The organism is Lyngbya aestuarii BL J (assembly GCF_000478195.2).
Lineage (GTDB): Bacteria > Cyanobacteriota > Cyanobacteriia > Cyanobacteriales > Microcoleaceae > Capilliphycus > Capilliphycus aestuarii.
Window position 1 is genome coordinate 1 of the sequence record NZ_AUZM01000006.1, and the last position, 22,250, is coordinate 22,250.

Here is a 22,250-nt window from a genome sequence, read left to right on the forward strand (position 1 = left end):
ACTCCGTTGATAGTCAGGTTAACGGTAGCTGTGTCGGTTCCCCCTTGACCATCGTTAATCGTATAGCTGAAACTATCTGTTGCGGTTTCATTTGCTTCGAGAGCGTCAAATTGACCGTTGGGGTTATAGCTGATTGTACCGTCGTTGTTGATGCTAACTTCACCTTTGGTGTTTGTACCATCAACCATACTGACGTTGAGACTATCACCGTCTGAGTCGCTATCATTACTTAAGACATCAATATTAATGGCTGTATTTTCGTCAGTGCTGTCTGTATCGTCTGTGGCTGTGGGTGCTTGGTTAACTGGGTTCGGGTTTGTTACCGTTCCAGATGCCAGTGTAATTACTCGCAGAGGATCAACAGCATTACGGATAGTAAATTTAACTTCTATAGTGTTGTTATTATCTCCCAAAATTTTAACGGTATCTTCAGGAAGTCCACTACCTGGCCCTTCTAAAGTATTATTAGGTGCTAATATCTTAGCTGAATAACCAACAAATTCGTCATTACCATTAAGAGTTTGTAAGGTGTTTGCATCACCAAACAACTCATCATCAGCCATGAAGCCAATAATCGGAGTGTCAAAAGTAAAGGTGGCTGTATATTCTTCTCTGGATGTTGCTAGCTGTTTAACAAAAATAAAATGACTATTAACAGTAGTCCCGGCTGGAATTGTTCCTAAGTTATTGAGATCCTCCCAATTTTGAGGATTACTGATTTTGATGTCTTGTGAGAGGGTGAGATCTTGAGCTTCATTAAAAAACTGAAAGCTATTGGCACTAGGTGCCCACCTGCTTGAATATTTAGAGCTGTCTGAGGCATCATCTAACCAAAAATCATCAATGTCAATTTGTTTTGCTTGTCCTGTAAAACTAAGAATTGCCATAAAAATCTCCTAAAACCGAGGTAGGTTTGAATCTGTAAAAACACAGTTCTAACTTTTTCTATGTACAAGCTAATCTATATTGAGTCTAAATAGACAGGGGCTTTTGTAAAGATCGAGTGAAAAGTATGTAAACTTTTTGTAAACTAAATTTAACTTTAGGAGATCTAGTTAATACAGAATGTGACTCAAAAATCCGGAAAATTTAGTTGATTACAAGCGAAAAGAGGGGTGTTGGAAAAGGATTGATCAGGAGCAATTGTGTTCAATTCCCTTATCTAGTTTGTTTTATCATATAGGATAATTAGTTAATCATAAAAAAGGATTGGGCATCTTTTACGGTTCCCAATCCTTGAATTTGACTTCAATTTTATCTCAAATAAACAATTACTAGAAAGAACTAGCGTTGTTGATTAGATTCGACATACTCCGGTTGATAATTCCCGTTGCTTCCAGGTTGAGCTTCTAAAGCAGGTTCATATCTATCGGCAGCACTGCGAGTTTGAGCAATACTGGTTAGTAATACCCCATAAACGACTTTGGAGAAAACATCTGCCATCGTGTAGAGAAACTGTCTAATTACGACACTCCAAGCCCCTAACTCGGGGAATAATTGCCAGAAGAAAGGCATTAAATAAGCTAACGGATATAACGTCCAAGCGATGATAATTAACCACCACACTGTACCCATCGTATTGTAAGCTTTGCGGGGTAAATCTCCTCGACTGCGAAAGATTAAGTTACCAACCAAGTACAGAATATAGATATAAAAGACGGTACTGACTGCACCCCAAATCAGAAAAGCTGGAGTATTGGTAACTTCATAATACTGTCCGATATATCCAGTATAAATCATCAATAATCCGGCGATTACAAAGCGTCTGCGTGTTTTAGTAAATTGACCGGGTGAAATATCAATGATAAATAACATTTGGGTCAATAGACAGGGAACATCAATAGACCAGTTCAAATAGCGATAACCATTGGAAAAGGTCGTATCTGTCAGGCTCCAAACTTCTCCATCAAAGGCAAAAGCTTGTGACCATCCGATTAATTGCCAGGTTAGAATCAGGAATGCGGACACCATGACAACGGCTGAAAGTACGGAAGAAGGTCGATAGCGAGGCGCGCAACGTTGGCGGGTGGCGGTAAAATAAATAAAACCAACGGCTTGAGCGCTAACACCTAATACAAGTAAATGAGAAATGAGTTGGTGTTGAAGAGGAGAATAGGTGAGTAAATTTTCTAAGTTTAATCCTTCAGGAATTTCTCCTTGAGGAATTTGAGATAGATAAGAAAAGAGATTCATAAATGAATCGAGATGTGAAATCACAGTCAACTCCTTAAGTAGTTGTTTTAAGTTTTCTCCTAGTCAATTAAGGTTAAAACAAATTCTTGCTACTTTTTATCTATCTCAAGTTAGAGATATAATCGTTATGATTGATTTTAGCATCAGTCTCTAAGCTAGAAAACATCTACCGTGATCATTAAATTTAATATCAAATTTAAAAAAATAATTCTACACCTTTCTCGCCCAATTTCCCCATGAATGATCTAGATTAAATATTTAGTAATTTGATCTGAGTCTTTCAATAGAATAAACGCTGAATGCTTTTTTAATCAATTCTTACATCCATACAAAGACGAAATTCATAAACTTTAATTTTTTTCCATTACTGACAGGTGTTATACAGTTCTACCTAAACTGTCGGTGGGGAAACTCAAAAGTCAATTCGCTGAAATGCTGACTATATCTAGCTTATCGCGTTTTCTGATCCCGTTAGTGCATAAGCTTCCTGTTTTGAGACATATGTCACTGTAGATAACCCAATTGCAGAATTGTCTTGAAGCCATGCAACCGCAAGCCACCCTAGTTGAAAAATTAATCCTCAGTGCGTTAATTGCTTTTGTGACAGCGACTGCTTCGGCTACCGTGGAAATACACACAAAAGCCGAAAATTCACTTGCTAACCTCAATTCTGTCATTCTGGCGGATCGATAAGCGGTTGTATAGACTCTAAAATTTTTTGATTCTCTCGTCTACGTTGCTACTTTCTTGGAAATGACTATGAAATCTACTTCCTCTCTACAATCTCGGTTAAAAGTTCTCCGTAAAACTGGACTTCAACAGTTAAATCAAGAACAACTTTTACCGGCACTTAACACCTTTCAACAAGTGCTAGCCATTGCTCAAGAAACAGAAAGTTTAGAGTATCACGTTGAGGCTTTACATAAGATCGGACTCATTCACTATTCTCTGAAACATTATACTTGGTCTATTAACTGTCTCAAACAAATTATCAAACTGGCTGAGGGGAACTCAAACTCTTTAAGAGTCGCAACCGTTTATAATGATATTGCTCGGGTTTATTGTGCAACCAAGCAATATTCTCAAGCATTACGATATTCGGCTCAAGCACTCGAAAACTTTCTGAAGCTTTCCCATCTCAACGGCATCGGAATAACTTTAAACTATTTAGGAGAAATTTATAATCACCTGGGTATGTTTGAACAAACCCTACAATCCTGCCGAAAAGCCTTACTGATTTTTCAAGATCTCAATGATACCGTTCAAGAAGAAAACTTAAAAAATAGTGTCCATGAAGCAGCCGCTCTGCATAATCTAGGATTAGCAGAATATCATCTAGATCGACCCAGACAAGCCTTAGCCTTTCTCAATCAAGCTCTCAATATTCGTCAAAAGCTCTGTTCAGCCGAGCTAAATCAGGATCGAGGTGAAAACAAATATTCTGCAAAATTGGTTAAAATCCATTCTGAAATGGCAAAAAATCTTGGGCAAATCGGGATTGTTTACTTTAGTCTCAAAGAGTATAAAACTGCAATTGACTTTTACAAAAAAGCAATCCAAATCTATCAACAAAATCACCAACTCGAAGAACAAGCCAAACTGATGAACTACATCGGAATCGCTTGCTACAAAAAAGCTGATATTTCTCAGGCTTTATGGTATCATCTTAAAGCTTTGGAACTCTTTGAACAAATTCAAAATTCCGAGTCTAAAGAAAACTACTTACCTCATATCCTTTCCGTTTATCAGCGATTCAACATCTGCGATCAGGGCGTAAAATTGTATCAGCGTGTTCAGGAACTATTTCAGGTCATGGAAACCGAAGTTAGCTAAAATTCTCACAGAGAAGTCGGGAATTGGATATTGGGTATTGGGAGAGATGTGAGATCCGATGTCTGTCCAGATGTCTTGTACTATTACAGATAGTTAATGAATTATCCTGATAGTGAACCCGAAAGGTCACAAGTCTAAGGTTGTTTGTCGGCACATCCTCCATCAAGATGAATCAAACTATTTCCTCATTTAATTTAAAAATTCAACTTGTTGAACAAATCTGTCTCTTTGAATTATCTTGGGGTCAAGGACAACACTTAGAAATCAAAATTCCCTATCCAAAAACGCTGAACCGATTTTACCAAGATTGGCAACAAACTTATTTAAACTTCTATAAAAAAGCGTTGCGAGGTCGAGTGGAAGGAACAGGTCAACTTTCCGTTCCTGTCGATTGGCACGCTAAACTGGTTGAGGCTGAAGCCAAACTCCTCTCAGAATTTCATCGCTGGTTACGACACCAAGACTTGTTTGAGATCCGCGCCACTCTCGCTAAAGCCGCTTCTGATCATTGGCTCGTCGAACTGTGTCTGTGTGTCACTCCCCTGGACTTATCCCGCCTCCCGTGGGAAGCTTGGGAGATTGGCACTGAATTTGCCGCACCGGGAAAAATTCGGATTGTTCGCACCCCGGCTAACATTCGATCTAAAAGCATTCAGCCCTCGCCTCGTCAGCGAAAAGCCCGAGTTTTAGCAATTTTGGGAGATGATACCGGATTAGATTTTAAAGTCGATAAACAAGCGGTAAAATCCCTGTCTGACATTGCTGACATTGAGTTTGTGGGTTGGCAACCCGGACAAAGTTCTACAGAATTGAAAACTCAAATTGCCAAAGCCATTACTGATCCCAAAGGCTGGGATGTATTATTTTTTGCAGGTCATAGCAATGAAACCACTCTAACCGGAGGAGAACTCGCCATTGCCCCGAATATTTCCTTATCTCTGAGTGAGATTGAAAAACCGCTAACTTTGGCGATGCAACGGGGACTACAATTTGCTTTATTTAACTCCTGTATGGGTTTAAGTCTAGCCAATTCTCTGATTAATTTGGGCTTAAGCCAAGTTGCCGTGATGCGTGAACCTGTTCATAATTGTGTTGCTCAAGAATTTTTATTGCAATTTCTCCGCAGTCTTGCAGAATATAAAGATGCTCACGATGCCATGCTAGCGGCCTGTCAGTTTCTCAAACTCGAAAAACAGTTAACCTATCCCAGCGCTTATTTAATCCCTTCTCTGTTTCGCCATCCCGAGGCACCGGTTTTTCATCTCAAACCCTACGGTTGGAAACAAAAACTCAAACGCTGGTTGCCCACCAAAACAGAAGCGATCGCTTTGGGGGTATTGTGTGGATTAAGTTGGCAACTGTCTGTGCAGGAATTGTTACTCGACCAACGCCTGTGGGTACAGTCGGTTTATCGTCAAATTACCCTTCAGACTCCCACCAATTCGCCCCCGGTGTTGATGGTTTCCATTGACGAAGAATCGATTAAACGGGCTAAAATCTCCGCTCCCCGGCCCATGAATCGCCGCTATTTAGCCCAAATCATCGACCAACTCGCCCTGTTAGATTCCCCCGTTGTCGGTGTGGATTATTTACTCGATCGCCATCAACCCGAAAATGACCCCATTTTAGCCAATTCGATTCGTCAAGCGGTAGAAAAGCGAGGAACTTGGTTTATATTTGCCACGAAAAACCGTTCTGTAGACGGTTGGTTTGAAGTGTTACCGGAAATTGCCGATCCCAACTGGAGTTTTAACGGGGATCTGCGGGTTTTGGGTTATCCTCCCCACTATATGAGTCTGGTTCCTTTACCCGAGGAGAATTCCCAACAGCGTTTACCTTTGTCTTATCTACTCGCGTTGGGATATTGGGTTCATTATGAATCTGCACCTACCGCCACGACTATACCCAAACCCCAACTCGACGCTTCGAGCCAATTATTATCTCAGGTGAGGGCTTATTTACTCGAAACCACCACAAAAGACTACGGAAAGGTTTTTTCCCCGAAGGCGGTATTACACCCCTTAACCAATTGGGCTTATTTATTGCGTCAATGGTGGTAACAGCCGATTATTGATTTTTCGATTCCTCCCGAACAAGTTTATCAAACTATTCCGGCTTGGCAACTCCTCGAACAACCCTCCCAGATTGAGTCACTGATTGACTTAGATAAATGTGTCATTTTGATCGCCCCAGGTGGATACGGTGAAGCGGGTGTGGAGACGGAGGGGGAGGATAATTATCCCGTACCGAGCGCTCTTGCTTATTGGCGATCTCAACAAAATCCACCGGATTTACGTCAGATTTTGCCAGGAGGTGAAGTTCATGCGTATATGGTACATCATTGGTTAAATCGGCGATTGGTGACTCCGATACCTGATTTATGGATGGTGGCGATCGCTGCTGTGTTGGGAAAGGGTACTGTGTTGGCTGTGGGGCAGATTTCCCGCAAGCAGTGGAAAAAAATTCTAGTAATGATTGCTGTTAGTGGGATGTATGGCGGAGCCAGTTTACAACTTTATATCACGGGAGGGATATTATTGCCTTGGTTTTTACCAACTTTAACTTTTTGGACGTATCTTATTATTGCTTTTGTGGAGAGGAAATCTTATGGTTAAATATTATGGGATGCTATCGACAGTTGTCTTGACTGTGTTTTTGAGTGGGGAAGTTCTGATCCCGATGACTGCAACGGTTAGCCCTGTACAAGCTTTGGGAAAGGAGAGGCTGTTTTTATCTCAAAATAACTTACCTCCTCAGTCGAGTGATGGGGGATCGCGTTATGCAGATACTTCTTGGAGAGAGTCCTTTTTTAATAATCAACCTCCTCAGTCGGGAGATGGAGGATCACGAGGCGGGCCACTTTGTCCCCTAACGCCTTTAGATGAAGCAACTGGAATTGAAGTGTGGAATGATCGTCCCACATTTGTTTGGCAAGGACAGTTAATGCGAGTTGAACTTTATGATCAGAATGAAGATGAGTCGATCTGGAGTCAGGATCTCGCTGAAGACGATCAACAAGTACAGTATACAGGAGATCCTCTAAAACCCGGTCAGACTTATAATTTGATGTTGTATGAGACGGTTTCGGATAACTTCCCTTTTCCGGCAACCCAGGTGACGTTTACGGTGATGGACGGAGAAAAGCGTCAACAAGTGAGTCAGGCGTTAGAACAACTCAACCGTGAACTTAAACAACAAAATGCCTCTGAAGAAATCATTGCCCTTGTCCGTTTTAATTACTTAGCAGAAAATCAGTTATGGTCTGATGCTTTGGCTGAAGCTTTTTCGGTGGAAAATCCAACTAAAGAATTACAAGAACTTCGTGAAAAAGCAATTCCTCAAAAGTTTTGTAACTAATTCCTCAAATGGTATAATGCTTCAGAGTTCAATTAGAAAGTATTCTTGAGCTGAACGGATCATGATTACTTCTTTACTTAACAGGTTTGTATTCAAATTGTTAGTCCACTTAAACTGAGTTACCTCTAGAGTATGGCAGAAATTTTAGGAACTCCAGGAAACGATGAACTTTCTGGTACTGTTGAAAATGATTTTATTTTTGGGTTAGAAGGACAAGATACGATTAATGCTAATCTCGGAGATGATACTGTTATTGGAAATCAAGGTAGAGATGTTGTTTCTGGAAATGAAGGGAATGATATTTTATTTGGTGGCCGAGATAACGATTTTATTAATGATCAACAAGGTATTAATCAAATTTTTGGCAATTTAGGCAATGATTTATTAGCCGCAGGTGCCGGAGATGATAGTCTTTTTGGGGGTCAAGACAATGATAACATCTTTGGGGGCAGAGGAAATGATATTGTTTCTGGGGATAAAGGTGAAGATTTATTGATTGGAGTTGATATTACCACAGCCAATCCTGGACAGGGAGAAATAGATACATTGAGTGGGGGAACAGAGGTTGATGTTTTTGTGATCGGAGATGACTCCCAATCTTATTATCTCGGGGGCGGGAATGCAGATTTTGCTTTGATTACTGATTTTTCACCCACAGAAGATCGAATTAATATTAATAGTAGTAATAGTGAAATTCGATTTGTTGATTTTACGTTCGGAGACTTAGGGGCAGGTGTTGGTATTGTTGCCAATGAAGATTTAATTGCTTTCCTACCCGGTGTAAATGCTGGACAGCTAGAAATTGACGGAAATATTACTCCTGTTGTTTAACGATTTGATTTTTGCCTTTTGACTACTGGAGATGAGTAGTATAAAACCCGTTAACCGAAAATAATTTCCTGCCAGCAAGATGCTGGCATTCTTTTCTCAACTTCTGCCCTCTTTAAACGACTGCAAACAAAACATTTTCAAGCTGTTTAATTGCATCGTCTAAGTCATCGTTGACCAGTTGAAAATCAAATTCATTGGCTGCATTAATTTCTTCGATAGATCGTTTCAAACGACGGGCGATCGCTTCTTCTGAGTCTTGACCACGACTTCTGAGCCGACGTTCTAATTCTAGCATTGAAGGGGGTCGAATAAACACTTGTTGAGCTTGGGGAAACCGTTCTCGAATTTGTCTAGCCCCCACCAACTCAATTTCTAATAAAATCGACTCTCCCGCTTCAATGCGTTGTTTAACCGGAAGTAGAGGAGTCCCATAATAATTTCCCGCAAATTCTGCCCATTCTAGTAACTCTCCATTTTGTACCATTTGTTCAAACCGCTTGCGGTCAACAAAATAGTAATCTTTTCCCTCGACTTCACCTGGACGTGGGGAACGAGTAGTGATAGAAACAGATAAACGAAGTTCATGATGACGTTGCAAAAGTTGGCGAACTAAAGTTCCCTTGCCTACCCCACTGGGTCCTGTAATTACAATTAATTTACCTTGAGAAACCATACCACTTTTTGTAAGTTTGCTAGACGTGACTCGGGTTCAAGAGATGAACCTTGAAAATATTTTGATATTATTACACCATACGACTCAAAAGAATTATCAATTTATATCCCAGTTCCCTCCCCGATTAATTTCACACACTGGAATCTTCTCGATTGACGACAAATCGATGAGCAACTGTTTCCGGCTGGATAGCAGAAAGGATAATATGACTAGAATCAGTAATAATAACCGCCCGAGTTCGGCGGCCATAGGTGGCATCAATTAATTGTCCTCGGTCTCGTGCATCTGTAATGATCCGCTTGATCGGAGCAGATTCAGGACTAACAATGGCAATCACTCGGTTGGCTGAGACTATATTGCCAAAACCGATATTGATAAGTTGAATATCCATGTAAAGCCTGGGAGTAGGGATCAAAGAGGTTGATAGCTCTTAATTTAATGATAGAGAGAATTTTTTAGAGTTACAAGCCTAAAACCCAGGGAAAATACTGATTTTAGATAGAACTGCGGGGTTGAATATTTTCTCGTTCTCTGATAACCGATTTGAGTTGCTCATCTCTAGGAAGATTTTTATCAAGTTTTGAACGAATAAAATCTCCAAAGTTGAAGCTAAAATTTTTGAGAGTTAGAATTACTTTTTATCGGCATGAACATAGTCAACAAAGTAAAATTTGGGTTCTAATCTATACTTCAGCCAAGCGTAAATCCCTAAACCTGTTAAGGCGGTTAATACTAATGGTAAACCTACTCTGAAACGCCAAAAATCTGGTAAAATAGCAGCAGTAGAAATGGCGACAATAAAATAAATGAGTAAGCCCAGTTGCCAGCGTTTAACTGCTTTTAAGGCTCCTTTACAACTGCTACAATGTTGAGTATGTTGTTGGTAGCGATCTAGAATTTCGTGTCTATTTTTAGTCATGGGTAAGACTTCCGGCTGAGAAATTCCTACCTGTTCCCAAGGTAATTTTCCCCCGCTATATTGCTCGAACCATTTCCGAAATTCAATCACTAAACGATCTGCTTCTGTGGGAAGTTTATAAGCAGTTTTCCAACTTTCGGTTTTCTGCTTTTGTTGGAGTAAACGTTCTTGTTGATGTAAAAAGATCATATCTCCATCTAAGACTAAATTCCGAGTTTTAACGTGTTCCCACCACCGGGGAATAATTTTATTCAATCTTTTGGCAAAGTTGCGGGTAAATTGAGCAACAATTCTTGATTTTCCGGGAGACACGGGAAGACAATAAGTCACCAAACCCACTTGTTTACCATCGCTTCCAAATTCTATCTCATATTCTAAACGACAAGGCGGTTCAAAGGTGATTTTTGTATTAAAAAATCCTTTATATTTTGCTTCAATTAAATTGAGATTAGATTCAATAATTTTCAAAGGAATAGGGCTTCCTTTTTCCCGATTTCCCTGAACTCCATGATGAGCAAAAGGAACATGACTGGGGTCAGCAACATTTTCAACTAACGTTTGCCAATCATACTCTAAATCTCGCACAAAAGACGACCAAACAAAACCTTTACTCACATCAATTTGAGGGGATAATGGTAACGGAGTATTGGCTGCTTGTTCGCTGGAATTTGGATCAGCCCAAACCCAAAGTAAATCATTGGCTTCTTGAGTTGGGAATTTAACTACACAAAAATTATCTTTATTTTTACTCACAATTTCTGGTTTTTCAGCTTGAGGAATTGTTGTACAAATCCCTTTTTGATCAAACTGCCAGCCGTGATAACTGCACATTAAATCTCCTGTTTTTTCATCAACTCTACCCTCACTCAATGGGGCTAAACGATGGGGACATTCATCGATAAATACTTGATAAGTTGGACTGTTTTTAGGCTTCCAAATTACTAGATTTATTCCTAACAGCATAACTGGGGTTGGCTGTTCAGGATTGAGATCTTCGATGGGTGAAAGAGGATACCAGTTTTGAAAAAAGTTGAATTCAGAAACCATCATTAAGGGTCGGTAATGACAACGATTGAGCTTGAGGATCAGTCTTTCTTATTGTACTACAGTTTTGGTTTATATAGAATATTTTTTTCGTTCATACTATAATAATTGAAACCCGGAGTTAAATCAGTGATAATAGCCGCAAGCTATTTAGGCAATTCGATCAGTATTAAACCATAATTTAATCTCACTATTTTGGAAATAAAATGAATAAAAGTAGGATAATTTTAGTCCTGGCTGTAATCATCAGCTTTTTAATTGTGCTAATACCTTGGCAATCATTTTTTGCAGTAAAACTTAGTTTTTTAGAAGTCTTTGCGGTTGTGACTTCAGCCTGGAGTGTGGGTTTACTCGCCAGAAATAATCCTTTAGGATGGTGGGTGGGGTTAGTGGGAGTTGTCGCCTATGCGGTTGTATTTTATCAAGTTGAACTTTATGCTGAAACTGCTATACAAGTTTTTTATTTTTTTACCAGTATTAAGGGGATTTCGGTTTGGTTAAAAGGAGGTAAAAATAATACAGAAAAATCTGTTAGTCATCTGCCTAAATCTCAACTAAAATTAAGTATAATCAGCTTTATTCCGAGCGTATGGGGATTACAAACTTTTTTAATTGCGGTGAAAGGAGCAGCTCCTTTTTGGGATGCTATTACCACAGTCGGGAGTGCAATTGCTCAACTTTATTTAATGGAACGTTATGTGGAGAGTTGGTATTTATGGATTGGCGTTGATCTGATTTATATTCCTTTTTATGCTTCCCAAGGATTATACCTCACCAGTGGATTATATATTGTTTTTTTAGGGATGTCAATTTATGGATTACTTCATTTTCAGCACTTGTACAAACAACAGTCTAAACATTAATTTAAAATTCAGTTTTTTAAGGAAAATTACGATTAAAATTGGGATTATAGCGCTACTCAAAAAGGTTAGGACATTGGTAAAAGCGAAAAGTTGAGGCAGTGCTTCATCTTTTGCAAGAGCGCCTTTTGCCTTTTGCCTAGCGCGTAGCGCTATAATTCAGACTGCAAAAAGTCAAGTCAATTTTTAATTAAGTTTCATTATTAAGCGGGCAAGATGCCCGCACTGTTGAGAAAAGAGTTAAGGAGGAAAAAATCGTTTAAAAATCAATACTTAATGGCGCTCTGGGGAAAGGAATTACATCTCGAATATTAGCCATTCCCGTCATAAACTGAACCACTCGTTCAAAGCCCAAACCAAATCCCGCATGAGGAACAGTTCCATATTTTCTTAACTCCAAATACCACCAAAGTTCTTCGGAGTTTACATCCATTTCTTTCATGCGGCTTTCGAGAATATCTAAACGTTCTTCCCGTTGAGAACCGCCAATAATTTCTCCAATTTTGGGAGCTAAAACATCCATCGCTCGAACGGTTTTTCCGTCATCCCCTAACCGCATATAAAAGGCTTTGATATCTTTGGGATAATCGGTCACAATGACAGGCTTTTTAAACAAATCTTCGGCGAGATAGCGTTCATGTTCTGACTGCAAATCCAAACCCCAACTAACGGGAAAATCAAACTTTTTATCAGCTTTTTCCAAGAGTTTAATTGCTTCTGTGTAGGTGAGACGTTCAAACTGATTGTTGATAATATTGTCAGCCGTTTCTAAGACCGTTTTATCAATCCGCTTGTTGAAAAATTCCATATCTTCCGGGCATTTTTCTAAGACAAACTTAAAGATGTATTTCAAGAAATCTTCAGCCAAGTCCATATTGCCTTCTAAATCACAAAATGCCATTTCCGGTTCAATCATCCAGAATTCAGCTAAATGGCGAGAAGTGTTAGAATTTTCGGCGCGAAAAGTCGGCCCAAACGTGTAAACATTTCCAAACGCCAGTGCCATAATTTCGGCTTGTAACTGACCACTAACCGTTAAAAAAGTGGGTTTTCCAAAGAAGTCTCGACTAAAATCCACTTCCTTTGATTCAGTTAACGGTAAATTTTTGAAGTCTAAATTTGTGACCCCAAACATTTCTCCTGCACCTTCACAGTCACTCGCGGTAATAATCGGAGTATGAATCCATAAAAAACCCCGTTCTTGAAAAAACTGATGAACCGCCGCCGAACAAGCATTTCTCACCCGAAAAACGGCACCATAAGTATTAGTACGCGCTCGTAAATGAGCAATTGTGCGTAAGAATTCAAAAGAATGACGCTTTTTCTGCAAAACATAAGTTTCGGGGTCAGCATCACCGTAAACAATTACAGACTCTGCTTTGAGTTCCACTCGTTGTCCTTTGGCTGGAGACTCCACTAAGGTGCCGACAACCTCCACAGACGCGCCTGTATTAAGCTGTTTGAGAATATTTTGATAGTTCTCTAAATCAAGATTAAGAACCACTTGTAGGTTCGCCATCGCAGAACCATCATTAACTTCAACAAAAGCAAATTCTTTAAACTCTCGCTTGGTTCGCACCCAACCTTGAACCGTTAGTGCTTCATCCGGTTGACCACTTCTGAGTATTTCTGCAATACGTCGCGTCGCCATACAATCTAATTCCTTAAAACTGACCGATTTTTGCCTAATCTTAACTGTTCACAGAAACAACGGGTATGGGAAATTAACGAATTGCCTCTACACAGGTCACTGTAAAAGACGGTTTCGGTGGTACAATAAACACTTGGCGATTTCAATCATTGTTTAGGAGACCGATTCAATGCCACAAGCGGTTGGCGTTATTCAAGTCCTCGGCTTCCCGGGTGTGCTAGCTGCGGCGGATTCGATGGTGAAAGCCGGACGAGTGACCTTAGTTTATTATGGATTAGCTGAACGGGGTCAGTTCATGGTTGCTATTCGGGGAGGAACTTCTGAAGTTAGACCTGCAATGGAAGCAGGAATTAGAGCGGCAGAGAATACCTTTGGTTGTACCATTATTACTCACTACACCATTCCCAATCCTCCCGAAAACTTAGAAGCGGTTCTTCCGATTGCTTATAGCGAAGAAAGTGAACCCTTCCGAGTTTAATACTCTTTCACAGATTAGCGATGCGTGAGCTTCACATCAGTTTGAATTTAGCCTAGAGAGTCGCCAATCTTTTTACAATCAGTTTAGTTTAATCTCATTAAGTTTGCATTCATTCAGGAGAAATTCCATGTCACAACAAGCCGTTGGCGCACTCGAAACCAAAGGATTTCCAGGAATTCTAGCCGCTTCCGATGCGATGGTAAAAGCGGGCCGAGTTACGCTAGTGGGTTATATTCGAGCAGGAAGTGCGCGTTTTACGGTAATGATTCGGGGGGATGTCTCCGAAGTTAAGACGGCTATGGATGCCGGAATTGCGGCAATAGAAAAGGTGTATGGGGCTGCATTGGAAACCTGGGTGATTATTCCTCGTCCCCATGAAAACGTGGTTGCCGTTCTGCCGATTGATTTTAGTGAAAATGTCGAACAGTATCGTGCAGCGGCTGAAGGTTTAACCCTTCCCGGAATGCCGAACGGTCGATAGCTCATTCAGGAATGGGGAATAGGGACAAAATGTAAAGATTTTCATAATAAATCCGCTCATATCAAGTCGGGGATGGTAAATAATAGCAGGTGTAATCGTGGCTTCGGGAGTTTTTGAGGTCAAGTTTTGTATTGATTTCTGATCGTTTTTTTGGAAGTGTCCCTGTTCCGTCTGTCTAAAGCAAGTTGCACGGTTGTGAAGATCCTAGCTAGCATATAGCAGGTCAACAATACCGATCACCTTAGAGAGGAATTCTCAAAACATGAATTTATTAGAAAAAATGTTTGGTGTTCAGGATACAGCTCGTCGAATATCACTTTCCCCAGCCGAAGCATTTGCAGCGATTGCAGTCGCGGCGATCGCGGCTGATGGCTATCTGTCCAACGAAGAACGTCATCGCATCGTCGAAGTCTTGTTTCAAGTTGATCTGTTTCAAGGGTACTCAGAACAACGCTTGGCAGAACTACTCGAAAAGCTGTTTAATCTCCTGTCTGTTCGAGGAATTGATCCGTTAGTGGCGATCGCCAGGGAGTCTTTACCGCACCAATTGCAAGAAACAGCATTTACAGTCGCCGTTGACTTAGTATTAGTCGATGGTGAGTTATCCCCCAAAGAAAAAAGCTTTTTAGTGCGTCTGTGGAATATTATGGATATTCCAGTCGAAACAGCTTCTCAAATTTTGGATCTAAAAATAGAGGAGTATGACGCGGTTGAAGTCGCCAATCAAAGTTAAGCAATACCCTCTCCTCACTCAATCAACTTTCTTTTGATCTAAAATCTGCTGATAGGCTTGAATGGTCGTGGTTGCGATCGCATCCCAACTATAATGCTCTGTTGCCAATTTTCTGGCATTTTGGCCGCGTCGTTCTCGTTCCTGTCGATTTTGCAAAGCTGATGTGATCAAGGCCGTGATTTCATCTACACCCCCTGTACTCACCCAACCTGCTTCTGCTCGTTTGATCTGTTCCCAAATCTGCACCCCATCGGAAATCATCACAGGTATTCCTGCGACCATGGCTTCAGCGACAGCAATCCCAAAATTTTCATAATAGGACGGTAAAACAAACAAATCAGCCGTTTGTAATAATCTCGCTTTCTGTTCTCCGGTAACAAAACCTGTAATCGTGGTGTAGTCTGCGATCGCGGATTGTTGAATCTGGGTTTGAATTTGACTTTCATAGGCGGGATCTTGAGGATTTGATCCCGCTAAAATAAATTGAAACTGATGTCCTGCGGCTAATACTCCTTCTAACGCCGGAATCAGTAAGTTTAGCCCTTTTTTGGGTTCAATGCGCGACATGAACAAAATCACTGGCCGATGGTTAGGTTCTGTCTTTTCTTCCCGATGAACAGGGGGATTGACTCCCAACGGAATCACCAAATCTCGTGTAGTCACCCCAAAACGTTCAGAAATTTTGGCTTCCGGTTCACTGGTAAAATGTAGAGCCGACGCCCCGGCAATATTACTCCGTTCTAGTAGCGTTGCATAAATTTGTTTCAATTGCTTTTTTTTCTGCAAATCCGCCGGATCAAGTGTTCCTAAAGGACGCAAAATATAAGGCAATTGACGCATTCTCGCCACTGTCGCCGCCCCACTACAGACGGGAGAAAACAAAGCATGAATATGAGCCACATCAAACTCGTGGGCGTGATACCATAACCAGTTTAAAAGAGAGAGCGAAAATTTATAACGTCGGAATGGTGAACAGCGAAAATAACGCACCGTATAACCGTCTTCAGACACAGGTTGATTGAGTGGCACCTCTAAGGGCGGTTGGCCTGTGTCTCCGTTAGAATCAGTCGTTAAAATGGTGACTGATACCCCTTGCGTTGCCAACGCTGCTGATAGTCCTCGCACCATCTGACTCGGGCCACCATACACTAAGGCTATTGAAGGAATAATTTGAAGAATCCGCATCGCCGATATGACCTGAAGAATGAGGAATTGGAAGTTAGGGGGTCACAATGAGTCACTGACTCGATCACGTCTCGACTAGAACTTAATTCGTTGTCGATGGTTAGCAACCGACTGCACCAGTCCTATCGCCAGAAAATTACTCAATAGCGCCGAACGACCATAACTCAGCAGGGGCAAAGGAATACCTGTAACCGGAGCTAACCCAATGTTCATGCCAATATTAACAAAAACCTGAAACACAATCATACATAAAACCCCAATGGCAATCAGGGAACCAAAGGTATCTTTTGCCGTTAAAGCAATCATCACGATACGCCAACATAAAATCCAAAATGCTGCTAATACACACAAACACCCAATAAACCCTAATTCTTCACCAATGGCTGAAAAAATAAAGTCAGTGTGTTGTTCGGGGATAAAGTTTAACTGAGTTTGTGTACCTTGATAGAGTCCGCGTCCGTGGAGTTGTCCGGAACCAATAGCAATTCGAGATTGAATTAAATGATAACCTGCACCGAGCGGATCTTGTTCAGGGTTGAGAAATCCGGTCAGACGTTGTTTTTGATAATCTTGGAGTAAACCCCAAAAGAAATTTCCCAATTCACCCGCGCCTAAATTTGCCAACAGCGCCAACGGGCCAGTTAACCAACGGACAGGTAAACTCCACCAACCGACAAACCCCATTAATACCGCCCAAATGATCCCCGCATCCTCATAAACAGTGAATAAAATCACCGAAACAAGGGGGGCGACTAATAAAATTAACCAACCGGGATGAACATTTCCCCAATACAGCATTCCCAGTGTAATCGCTCCGAAAACCAGAGAAGTCCCTAAGTTGGGTTCGATAAAAACTAATCCCCAAGGTACAGCGGCGATTACTAATATTTTAATGACATCGAGGATAGTAGGGGTTGTACGTTCGTGTAATAAGGCAGCTAGAGTAATAATAATCCCGACTTTGGCAAATTCTGACGGTTGGACGTGAAAGCCACCAATATTAATCCACCGTTGCGCCCCTAAAGCGGTTGTCCCGATAATTTGTACCGCAATTAAGGCGATAATTGTGGCGATATAAATTACCCATTTCCATTCCAATAAATGTTCATAACGGCATCGAGCAATAAAAATGGCACTCACCAGACCAATACCGCCCATCAGCCAATGTTGCCACCAGTCTGTTAAGCCTTGATTGAGTTCGACACTGCGGATCATGATTCCGCCCAAAACGGTCAGACCAATAGACAGGAGAAAGAGAAAGTAGTCAACTTGTTCCCAAGCCGAAAAGGGGGTTTGCCGACGTCTTCCCAGGCGTATTTTTTCTAACATAGTTTCGGGTCGTGTTTTGAATGGTGGTCTTTTATTTATTGTTTTCAAACCCTTTCAGGCACAGTCGGGAGTTCCAGATTGAGAATTTTCAGTTAGAAGTGTTTACGGGTTCGTACAGGTACTCAAAGGTGTTGTCATCGAGATCTCGGGCATAGAAGGATGCACTCCCATCTCGGTGTTCGTGAATGGGACTGACTTCTACCCCTTGGGTTTGGAGTTGTTTGTAGGCGGTTTCCATTTCTGGGCGATCGCTAAACACAAATCCGAAATGGGCGCCGGCTTGGTCGTAACCGGGACTGAGAAGGGCTAGCCCATCTTCTCCTGCTTTGAGGTAGGCCCAGTCTGTATCTTTCCAAACCAACTTCATTCCTAAATTTTTATAGAATTGAGCCGCTTTGTCTATATCCTTAACACAGATTGCGACGTGTCCTAATCGTTTCAGTTTCATGGCAATATTTTGTTAAGATGCTTTTCCGTCATTATTTTACTGTTTCTATTGTGGGGTTTTGGAGTCTCTACGGGTGGGCAGATCGAAAGATCGGGAGATTTTGCATAAGATCGGATCACTCAGATGTATGTTGAGGTGAATGGCTCTAAGTGTTATACGTTCATAGCTGGAACCCCAATGCACTCTCCTTTATTGGTCGGGTGCATTTTTTTAGTTTTTATTCGTTACTGGTCACGATTGATTTTTGGAGTTTAACAGCGGATAATCTTCTGCGGGATAGGCTGACCACTCCCACATTGAACCCGGATAATTTTGGGCGGAAAATCCTAAATCTACTAACACCGAAGTTAACCAAGCTGAACGGATTCCTCCGGTACAATAACTGACAATTTCTTTATCGGGTGTAATCCCTTTTTCTGCTAATTTTTCTAAAATAAATTCACGAGAAAATAACATTCCATTTTCATCAAGCAACTCTTTGTAATAAAGGTGAATTGCTCCGGGAATATGACCGCCTCGCTGTTCTCCGTAGGGCGTTTTTCCCTGATATTCTCGGGGTTCTCGACTATCTACAATCACTAAATTGTTGTCATTTAAACGGTGTTTGAGTTGCTCGCGATTAATTTCCCAATTTTGACGACGTTGAACTTGAAAATCTCCTGGTGAAGGTTGAGTGGATTGGAGACGGTTTTCAACAGCTACACCTGCTTTAATTAAAGCCCCATAACCCCCATCAACCCAAACGGCTTGAGAATGACCCAGACTGCGTAACATCCAAACTATTCGACCCTCTTCGCCCCATCCTGTTTTGGGGTCAATGTAGACAATCACAGGTCGATCCTGAAAGATACCAATTGCTTGTAATTTTTGAGTTAAAACCCGATCATCGGTTAGTAGTTTACCGCGATTAGGAGGGTTGGGAAGTGAGAAGTCTTGCCAACTGACAAAAGTAGCATTTTGGAGACGTTCTAAGTGTAAAATCTGGAGGGAACGAGCATCTAACAGAGTTGCCCCTTGTTCGACGAGACTTTTAGCGTGTTCGCCACTAACGATCCATTGATGTTCTAGGTTTAGCGTTGCTTGAGTAAATTGAGATTGACTGGAACTGTCGAGGGCGGTCGTCTCAAACCACAGGTAAACAAAAATGACTCCAACTCCAAAGAAGCTGAGTCCTATCCATCCCAGAATCGTGATCAGACTGTGATTGAGCAGCAACTTTTCTCCTTTTTCCTGACCCGGCATTTCTAAAGAAAAGGCAAAGAAAGTTCAGTGCCAATAGAGATCCCGTTAAGTTAAATTGTGAAAGAGACCCCTCTGTAAAATGTACTGTTAACTACTTTAGGCTAGCCTGAAAAATGTGACAATGGCAGCACTTTGAGTTCGTTAAAGCGATCATTAAGATTCCAATAGGCGTGGGAGGAGGATCTCGCTCTGAGTCAATGTAGCTCAATCCAAACAAACAGGATACAATAGACCCGAAAGTTAACACTCTGGGTCTTCAAATCAAAGAAATTTATCAATAGTTTGCATCGGGAGCAGGGGTTCTGTAAAGACAGGCTGGAAACGATTGCTACGCAAGACAACTAAATCCAGCCTGATATTATTTCTGCAACCGAAAAGTTGTCCGAACCCAACAGGCCGATTGAAAGGAGAATCTATGACTCAATCCCTAATTCCCGCAAATGAATGTCCGATACAAATTGAGGACGACCGCACCGGAATGAGTGTGGACACGCTCAAGCGGGCTTTTGCGGATAATCTTTTCTATTTGCAAGGGAAGTATGAGTCCTTTGCTACAGCAGATGATTTTTACATGGCGCTTGCGTATACACTCCGCGATCGCTTACTCAACCGTTGGCTGAAAACGTTTAAAACCTATGTCGAAAACGATGTCAAGGTTGTCTATTACCTCTCAGCCGAATTTTTGATGGGACGCCATCTCGGCAACAGTCTGATCAACCTACACATCTATGAAAAAATTCGTCAAGCTGTTGAGGAGTCAGGACTCAATTTAGATGAACTGCTAGAACGAGAACCTGACCCCGGTTTAGGAAATGGGGGTTTAGGACGTTTAGCCGCGTGTTTCCTTGACTCTCTGGCGACGTTAGAAATTCCGGCGGTAGGCTGTGGTCTACGTTATGAATTTGGGATTTTTTACCAAACGATTCAAGATGGTTGGCAAGCTGAAGTTCCAGATAAATGGCTACGCTTTGGCAACCCGTGGGAAATTGCTCGGGCCGATCAGGCCGTCGAGGTGAAGTTTGGCGGCCATACGGAAATGTACCATGATGATAAAGGTCATTATCGAGTCCTTTGGATTCCCTCAACCACTGCCATTGGAATTCCTTACGATACGCCCGTTCCTGGATATGACACGAATACTGTTAATCCGTTGCGGTTGTGGCGGGCAGAAGCCAGTGATGACTTCAATTTTGATGCGTTTAACTCCGGGAACTACGATGGTGCGGTTGCTGAAAAAATCCGTTCTGAAACCATCTCTAAGGTTCTCTATCCCAACGACAACACCCCTCAAGGTAAGCAACTGAGATTAGAGCAGCAATTTTTCTTTGTTTCTTGTACGTTACAAGATATTCTTCGCACTCATCTGATGCGTCACAAGAATCTACATAACCTCAATGAAACGGCTGCTATTCAGCTTAATGATACTCATCCGGCAGTAGCGATCGCGGAAATGATGCGGTTGTTGCTTGATGAACATAGCATGGACTGGGATGATGCTTGGCGGATTACCCAAAATACTTTTGCTTACACGAACCATACTCTGATGCCGGAGGCGTTGGAAAAGTGGTCTGTGCAGTTGTTTAGCTATCTCTTGCCTCGCCATCTGGAAATCATCTACGAAATTAATCGTCGTTTTCTTGAAGATGTGAGGCTGTGGTATCCCGATGATGAGGAGATGTTGGCGCGTTTGTCTCTGATTCAAGAAGGGCCAGAACAATATGTCCGCATGGCGAATCTGGCTTGTGTGGGATCTCACGCAATTAATGGTGTTGCTGCACTGCATACTGAATTGTTGAAGCAAGACACTCTGCGCGATTTCTACAAGATTTGGCCGGAGAAATTCTTCAATAAAACAAATGGTGTTACTCCTCGTCGTTGGATTTTATTGAGTAATCCTAAACTGTCTGAGCTTTATACCTCTAAAATTGGTAATGGTTGGCTCAAAGATCTCGAGCAACTTCGCAAGATTGAAGATTTCATCGAAGATCCTGGATTCTGTGAACAATGGGATCAAATTAAGCTAGAGAACAAACGCAAACTTGCTGATTACATCTGGAAGCATAACGGCATTGGGGTTGATCCCAATTCGATGTTTGATGTGCAAGTCAAGCGGATTCACGAATACAAGCGCCAGCATTTGTGTGTACTGCATATTATCACGCTGTACAACCGGATTAAACAAAATCCCAATATTGAAGTTACACCTCGAACTTTCATTTTTGGGGGTAAGGCGGCACCTGGATATTTCATGGCAAAACTGATGATTAAACTCATCAATGCCGTCGCTGAAGTTTTAAACAATGATCCGGATGTACGGGGACGCTTGAAGGTCGTTTTCCTGGCGAATTTTAATGCTTCTCTGGGTCAGAAAATCTATCCGGCTGCGGATTTGTCTGAACAAATTTCTACTGCGGGTAAAGAGGCTTCTGGCACGGGTAACATGAAGTTTGCCATGAATGGCGCGATGACGATTGGTACCTTAGATGGTGCAAATATTGAAATTCGTGAAGAAGCTGGAGAGGAGAATTTCTTCCTATTTGGTTTGACAGCCGATGAAGTCTATAAGACAAAAGCTGCGGGTTATAATCCTTGGGAATATTACAGCAAAAATGCTGAGTTGAAAGGGGTGATTGATCGCTTGACATCGGGATATTTCTCTCATGGGGATAAGGAATTATTTAAACCCATGACTGATTCTTTCATGCACCATGATCCTTATATGCTGTTTGCTGATTATCAGTCTTACATTGAATGTCAAGACAAAGTTAGCAAAGCATTTCAAGATCGCTCTGGTTGGATTCGGATGTCAATTAAGAATGCAACTCGCATGGCTAAGTTTTCTAGCGATCGCACGATCAAAGAATATTGCGAACAGATCTGGAATGTTAAACCTGTTCCGATTCAAGTCGAAGAATACAATCAAGATGCTGCGGTTTTAAACGTCACTAAGTAATCTTTCTCGAATGATTTCTCTATTCTCGAAATTTTAATGT

At 41.4% G+C, this 22,250-nt stretch carries 21 protein-coding genes; 11 read left to right on the top strand and 10 right to left on the bottom strand.

The features are described 5' to 3' along the window. A partial coding sequence (locus M595_RS04060) for a cadherin-like domain-containing protein (RefSeq protein ID WP_023064827.1) occupies window positions 1–887 on the bottom strand: 887 nt, incomplete at its 3' end. 397 nt (window positions 888–1,284) lie between these two features. Then, complete coding sequence (locus M595_RS04065) at window positions 1,285–2,193, bottom strand: bacteriorhodopsin (protein WP_052001698.1); 909 nt, start codon at window positions 2,191–2,193, stop codon at window positions 1,285–1,287. A gap of 522 nt (window positions 2,194–2,715) precedes the next feature. On the opposite strand from M595_RS04065, the gene M595_RS30985 reads away from it, so the two are divergent. The 6 genes from M595_RS30985 (at window position 2,716) to M595_RS04085 (ending at window position 8,214) form a co-directional block, all read left to right on the top strand. Beyond that, on the top strand, window positions 2,716–2,886 hold the full coding sequence (locus M595_RS30985) for a hypothetical protein (RefSeq protein WP_161809801.1): 171 nt from the start codon (window positions 2,716–2,718) through the stop codon (window positions 2,884–2,886). 66 nt (window positions 2,887–2,952) lie between these two features. Further along, window positions 2,953–4,026: a tetratricopeptide repeat protein gene (locus M595_RS04070; RefSeq protein WP_023064847.1), complete on the top strand. Its 1,074-nt coding sequence runs from the start codon at window positions 2,953–2,955 to the stop codon at window positions 4,024–4,026. Between the two features lie 167 nt (window positions 4,027–4,193). After that, window positions 4,194–6,086 (top strand): CHASE2 domain-containing protein, encoded by a 1,893-nt coding sequence (locus M595_RS04075; RefSeq protein ID WP_023064806.1) that lies wholly within the window; start codon window positions 4,194–4,196, stop codon window positions 6,084–6,086. 120 nt (window positions 6,087–6,206) lie between these two features. Then, window positions 6,207–6,641, top strand: a complete 435-nt coding sequence (locus tag M595_RS32105; protein ID WP_023064868.1) for a putative cHASE2 domain protein — start codon at window positions 6,207–6,209, stop codon at window positions 6,639–6,641. Further along, window positions 6,634–7,383, top strand: coding sequence for a hypothetical protein (locus tag M595_RS04080; RefSeq protein WP_023064857.1), 750 nt, complete (start codon window positions 6,634–6,636; stop codon window positions 7,381–7,383). Before M595_RS32105 ends, M595_RS04080 begins: the two co-directional genes overlap by 8 nt. Window positions 7,384–7,515: 132 nt before the next feature. Then, window positions 7,516–8,214, top strand: a complete 699-nt coding sequence (locus M595_RS04085; RefSeq protein ID WP_023064796.1) for a calcium-binding protein — start codon at window positions 7,516–7,518, stop codon at window positions 8,212–8,214. 112 nt (window positions 8,215–8,326) lie between these two features. Here M595_RS04085 and gmk read toward each other — a convergent pair whose 3' ends face one another. The 3 genes from gmk to M595_RS04100 all read right to left on the bottom strand — a co-directional run bounded on the left by gmk (window position 8,327) and on the right by M595_RS04100 (window position 10,853). Beyond that, the gene (gene gmk / locus M595_RS04090; RefSeq protein ID WP_023064848.1) at window positions 8,327–8,887 is read right to left on the bottom strand and encodes a guanylate kinase; all 561 of its coding nucleotides are present in this window, start codon (window positions 8,885–8,887) and stop codon (window positions 8,327–8,329) included. 130 nt (window positions 8,888–9,017) lie between these two features. After that, window positions 9,018–9,278 carry an extracellular matrix/biofilm regulator RemA gene (remA, locus tag M595_RS04095; RefSeq protein ID WP_009787456.1) on the bottom strand — a complete coding sequence of 87 codons (261 nt, stop codon included), beginning with the start codon at window positions 9,276–9,278 and terminating at the stop codon, window positions 9,018–9,020. Window positions 9,279–9,518: 240 nt separating this feature from the next. Continuing rightward, entirely contained in the window at window positions 9,519–10,853 is a 1,335-nt protein-coding gene (locus tag M595_RS04100) for an aromatic ring-hydroxylating dioxygenase subunit alpha (RefSeq protein WP_023064779.1), read from the bottom strand. 203 nt (window positions 10,854–11,056) lie between these two features. Here M595_RS04100 and pnuC point away from each other — a divergent pair, with 203 nt between their 5' ends. Then, window positions 11,057–11,713 (top strand): nicotinamide riboside transporter PnuC, encoded by a 657-nt coding sequence (gene pnuC, locus M595_RS04105; protein ID WP_023064813.1) that lies wholly within the window; start codon window positions 11,057–11,059, stop codon window positions 11,711–11,713. 256 nt (window positions 11,714–11,969) lie between these two features. On the opposite strand, the gene asnS is transcribed toward pnuC, so the two are convergent. Continuing rightward, on the bottom strand, window positions 11,970–13,361 hold the full coding sequence (gene asnS, locus M595_RS04110; RefSeq protein WP_023064824.1) for an asparagine--tRNA ligase: 1,392 nt from the start codon (window positions 13,359–13,361) through the stop codon (window positions 11,970–11,972). Between the two features lie 169 nt (window positions 13,362–13,530). On the opposite strand from asnS, the gene M595_RS04115 reads away from it, so the two are divergent. The 3 genes from M595_RS04115 to M595_RS04125 all read left to right on the top strand — a co-directional run bounded on the left by M595_RS04115 (window position 13,531) and on the right by M595_RS04125 (window position 15,053). Beyond that, window positions 13,531–13,839: a carbon dioxide-concentrating mechanism protein CcmK gene (locus tag M595_RS04115; protein ID WP_023064863.1), complete on the top strand. Its 309-nt coding sequence runs from the start codon at window positions 13,531–13,533 to the stop codon at window positions 13,837–13,839. A gap of 127 nt (window positions 13,840–13,966) precedes the next feature. Next, on the top strand, window positions 13,967–14,320 hold the full coding sequence (locus tag M595_RS04120) for a carbon dioxide-concentrating mechanism protein CcmK (RefSeq protein WP_023064773.1): 354 nt from the start codon (window positions 13,967–13,969) through the stop codon (window positions 14,318–14,320). 262 nt (window positions 14,321–14,582) lie between these two features. Beyond that, entirely contained in the window at window positions 14,583–15,053 is a 471-nt protein-coding gene (locus tag M595_RS04125) for a tellurite resistance TerB family protein (protein ID WP_023064830.1), read from the top strand. An 18-nt stretch (window positions 15,054–15,071) separates the two neighbouring features. On the opposite strand, the gene hpsP is transcribed toward M595_RS04125, so the two are convergent. The 4 genes from hpsP to M595_RS04145 form a co-directional block, all read right to left on the bottom strand. After that, entirely contained in the window at window positions 15,072–16,238 is a 1,167-nt protein-coding gene (hpsP, locus tag M595_RS04130; RefSeq protein WP_023064803.1) for a hormogonium polysaccharide biosynthesis glycosyltransferase HpsP, read from the bottom strand. Window positions 16,239–16,313: 75 nt separating this feature from the next. After that, window positions 16,314–17,567 (bottom strand): rod shape-determining protein RodA, encoded by a 1,254-nt coding sequence (gene rodA, locus M595_RS04135; RefSeq protein WP_023064778.1) that lies wholly within the window; start codon window positions 17,565–17,567, stop codon window positions 16,314–16,316. A gap of 88 nt (window positions 17,568–17,655) precedes the next feature. Further along, the gene (locus tag M595_RS04140) at window positions 17,656–18,015 is read right to left on the bottom strand and encodes a VOC family protein (protein WP_023064864.1); all 360 of its coding nucleotides are present in this window, start codon (window positions 18,013–18,015) and stop codon (window positions 17,656–17,658) included. A gap of 231 nt (window positions 18,016–18,246) precedes the next feature. Beyond that, the gene (locus tag M595_RS04145) at window positions 18,247–19,257 is read right to left on the bottom strand and encodes a sulfurtransferase (RefSeq protein ID WP_023064876.1); all 1,011 of its coding nucleotides are present in this window, start codon (window positions 19,255–19,257) and stop codon (window positions 18,247–18,249) included. Between the two features lie 415 nt (window positions 19,258–19,672). Here M595_RS04145 and M595_RS04150 point away from each other — a divergent pair, with 415 nt between their 5' ends. Next, window positions 19,673–22,210, top strand: coding sequence for a glycogen/starch/alpha-glucan phosphorylase (locus M595_RS04150; protein ID WP_023064763.1), 2,538 nt, complete (start codon window positions 19,673–19,675; stop codon window positions 22,208–22,210). Window positions 22,211–22,250: the final 40 nt, after the last annotated feature.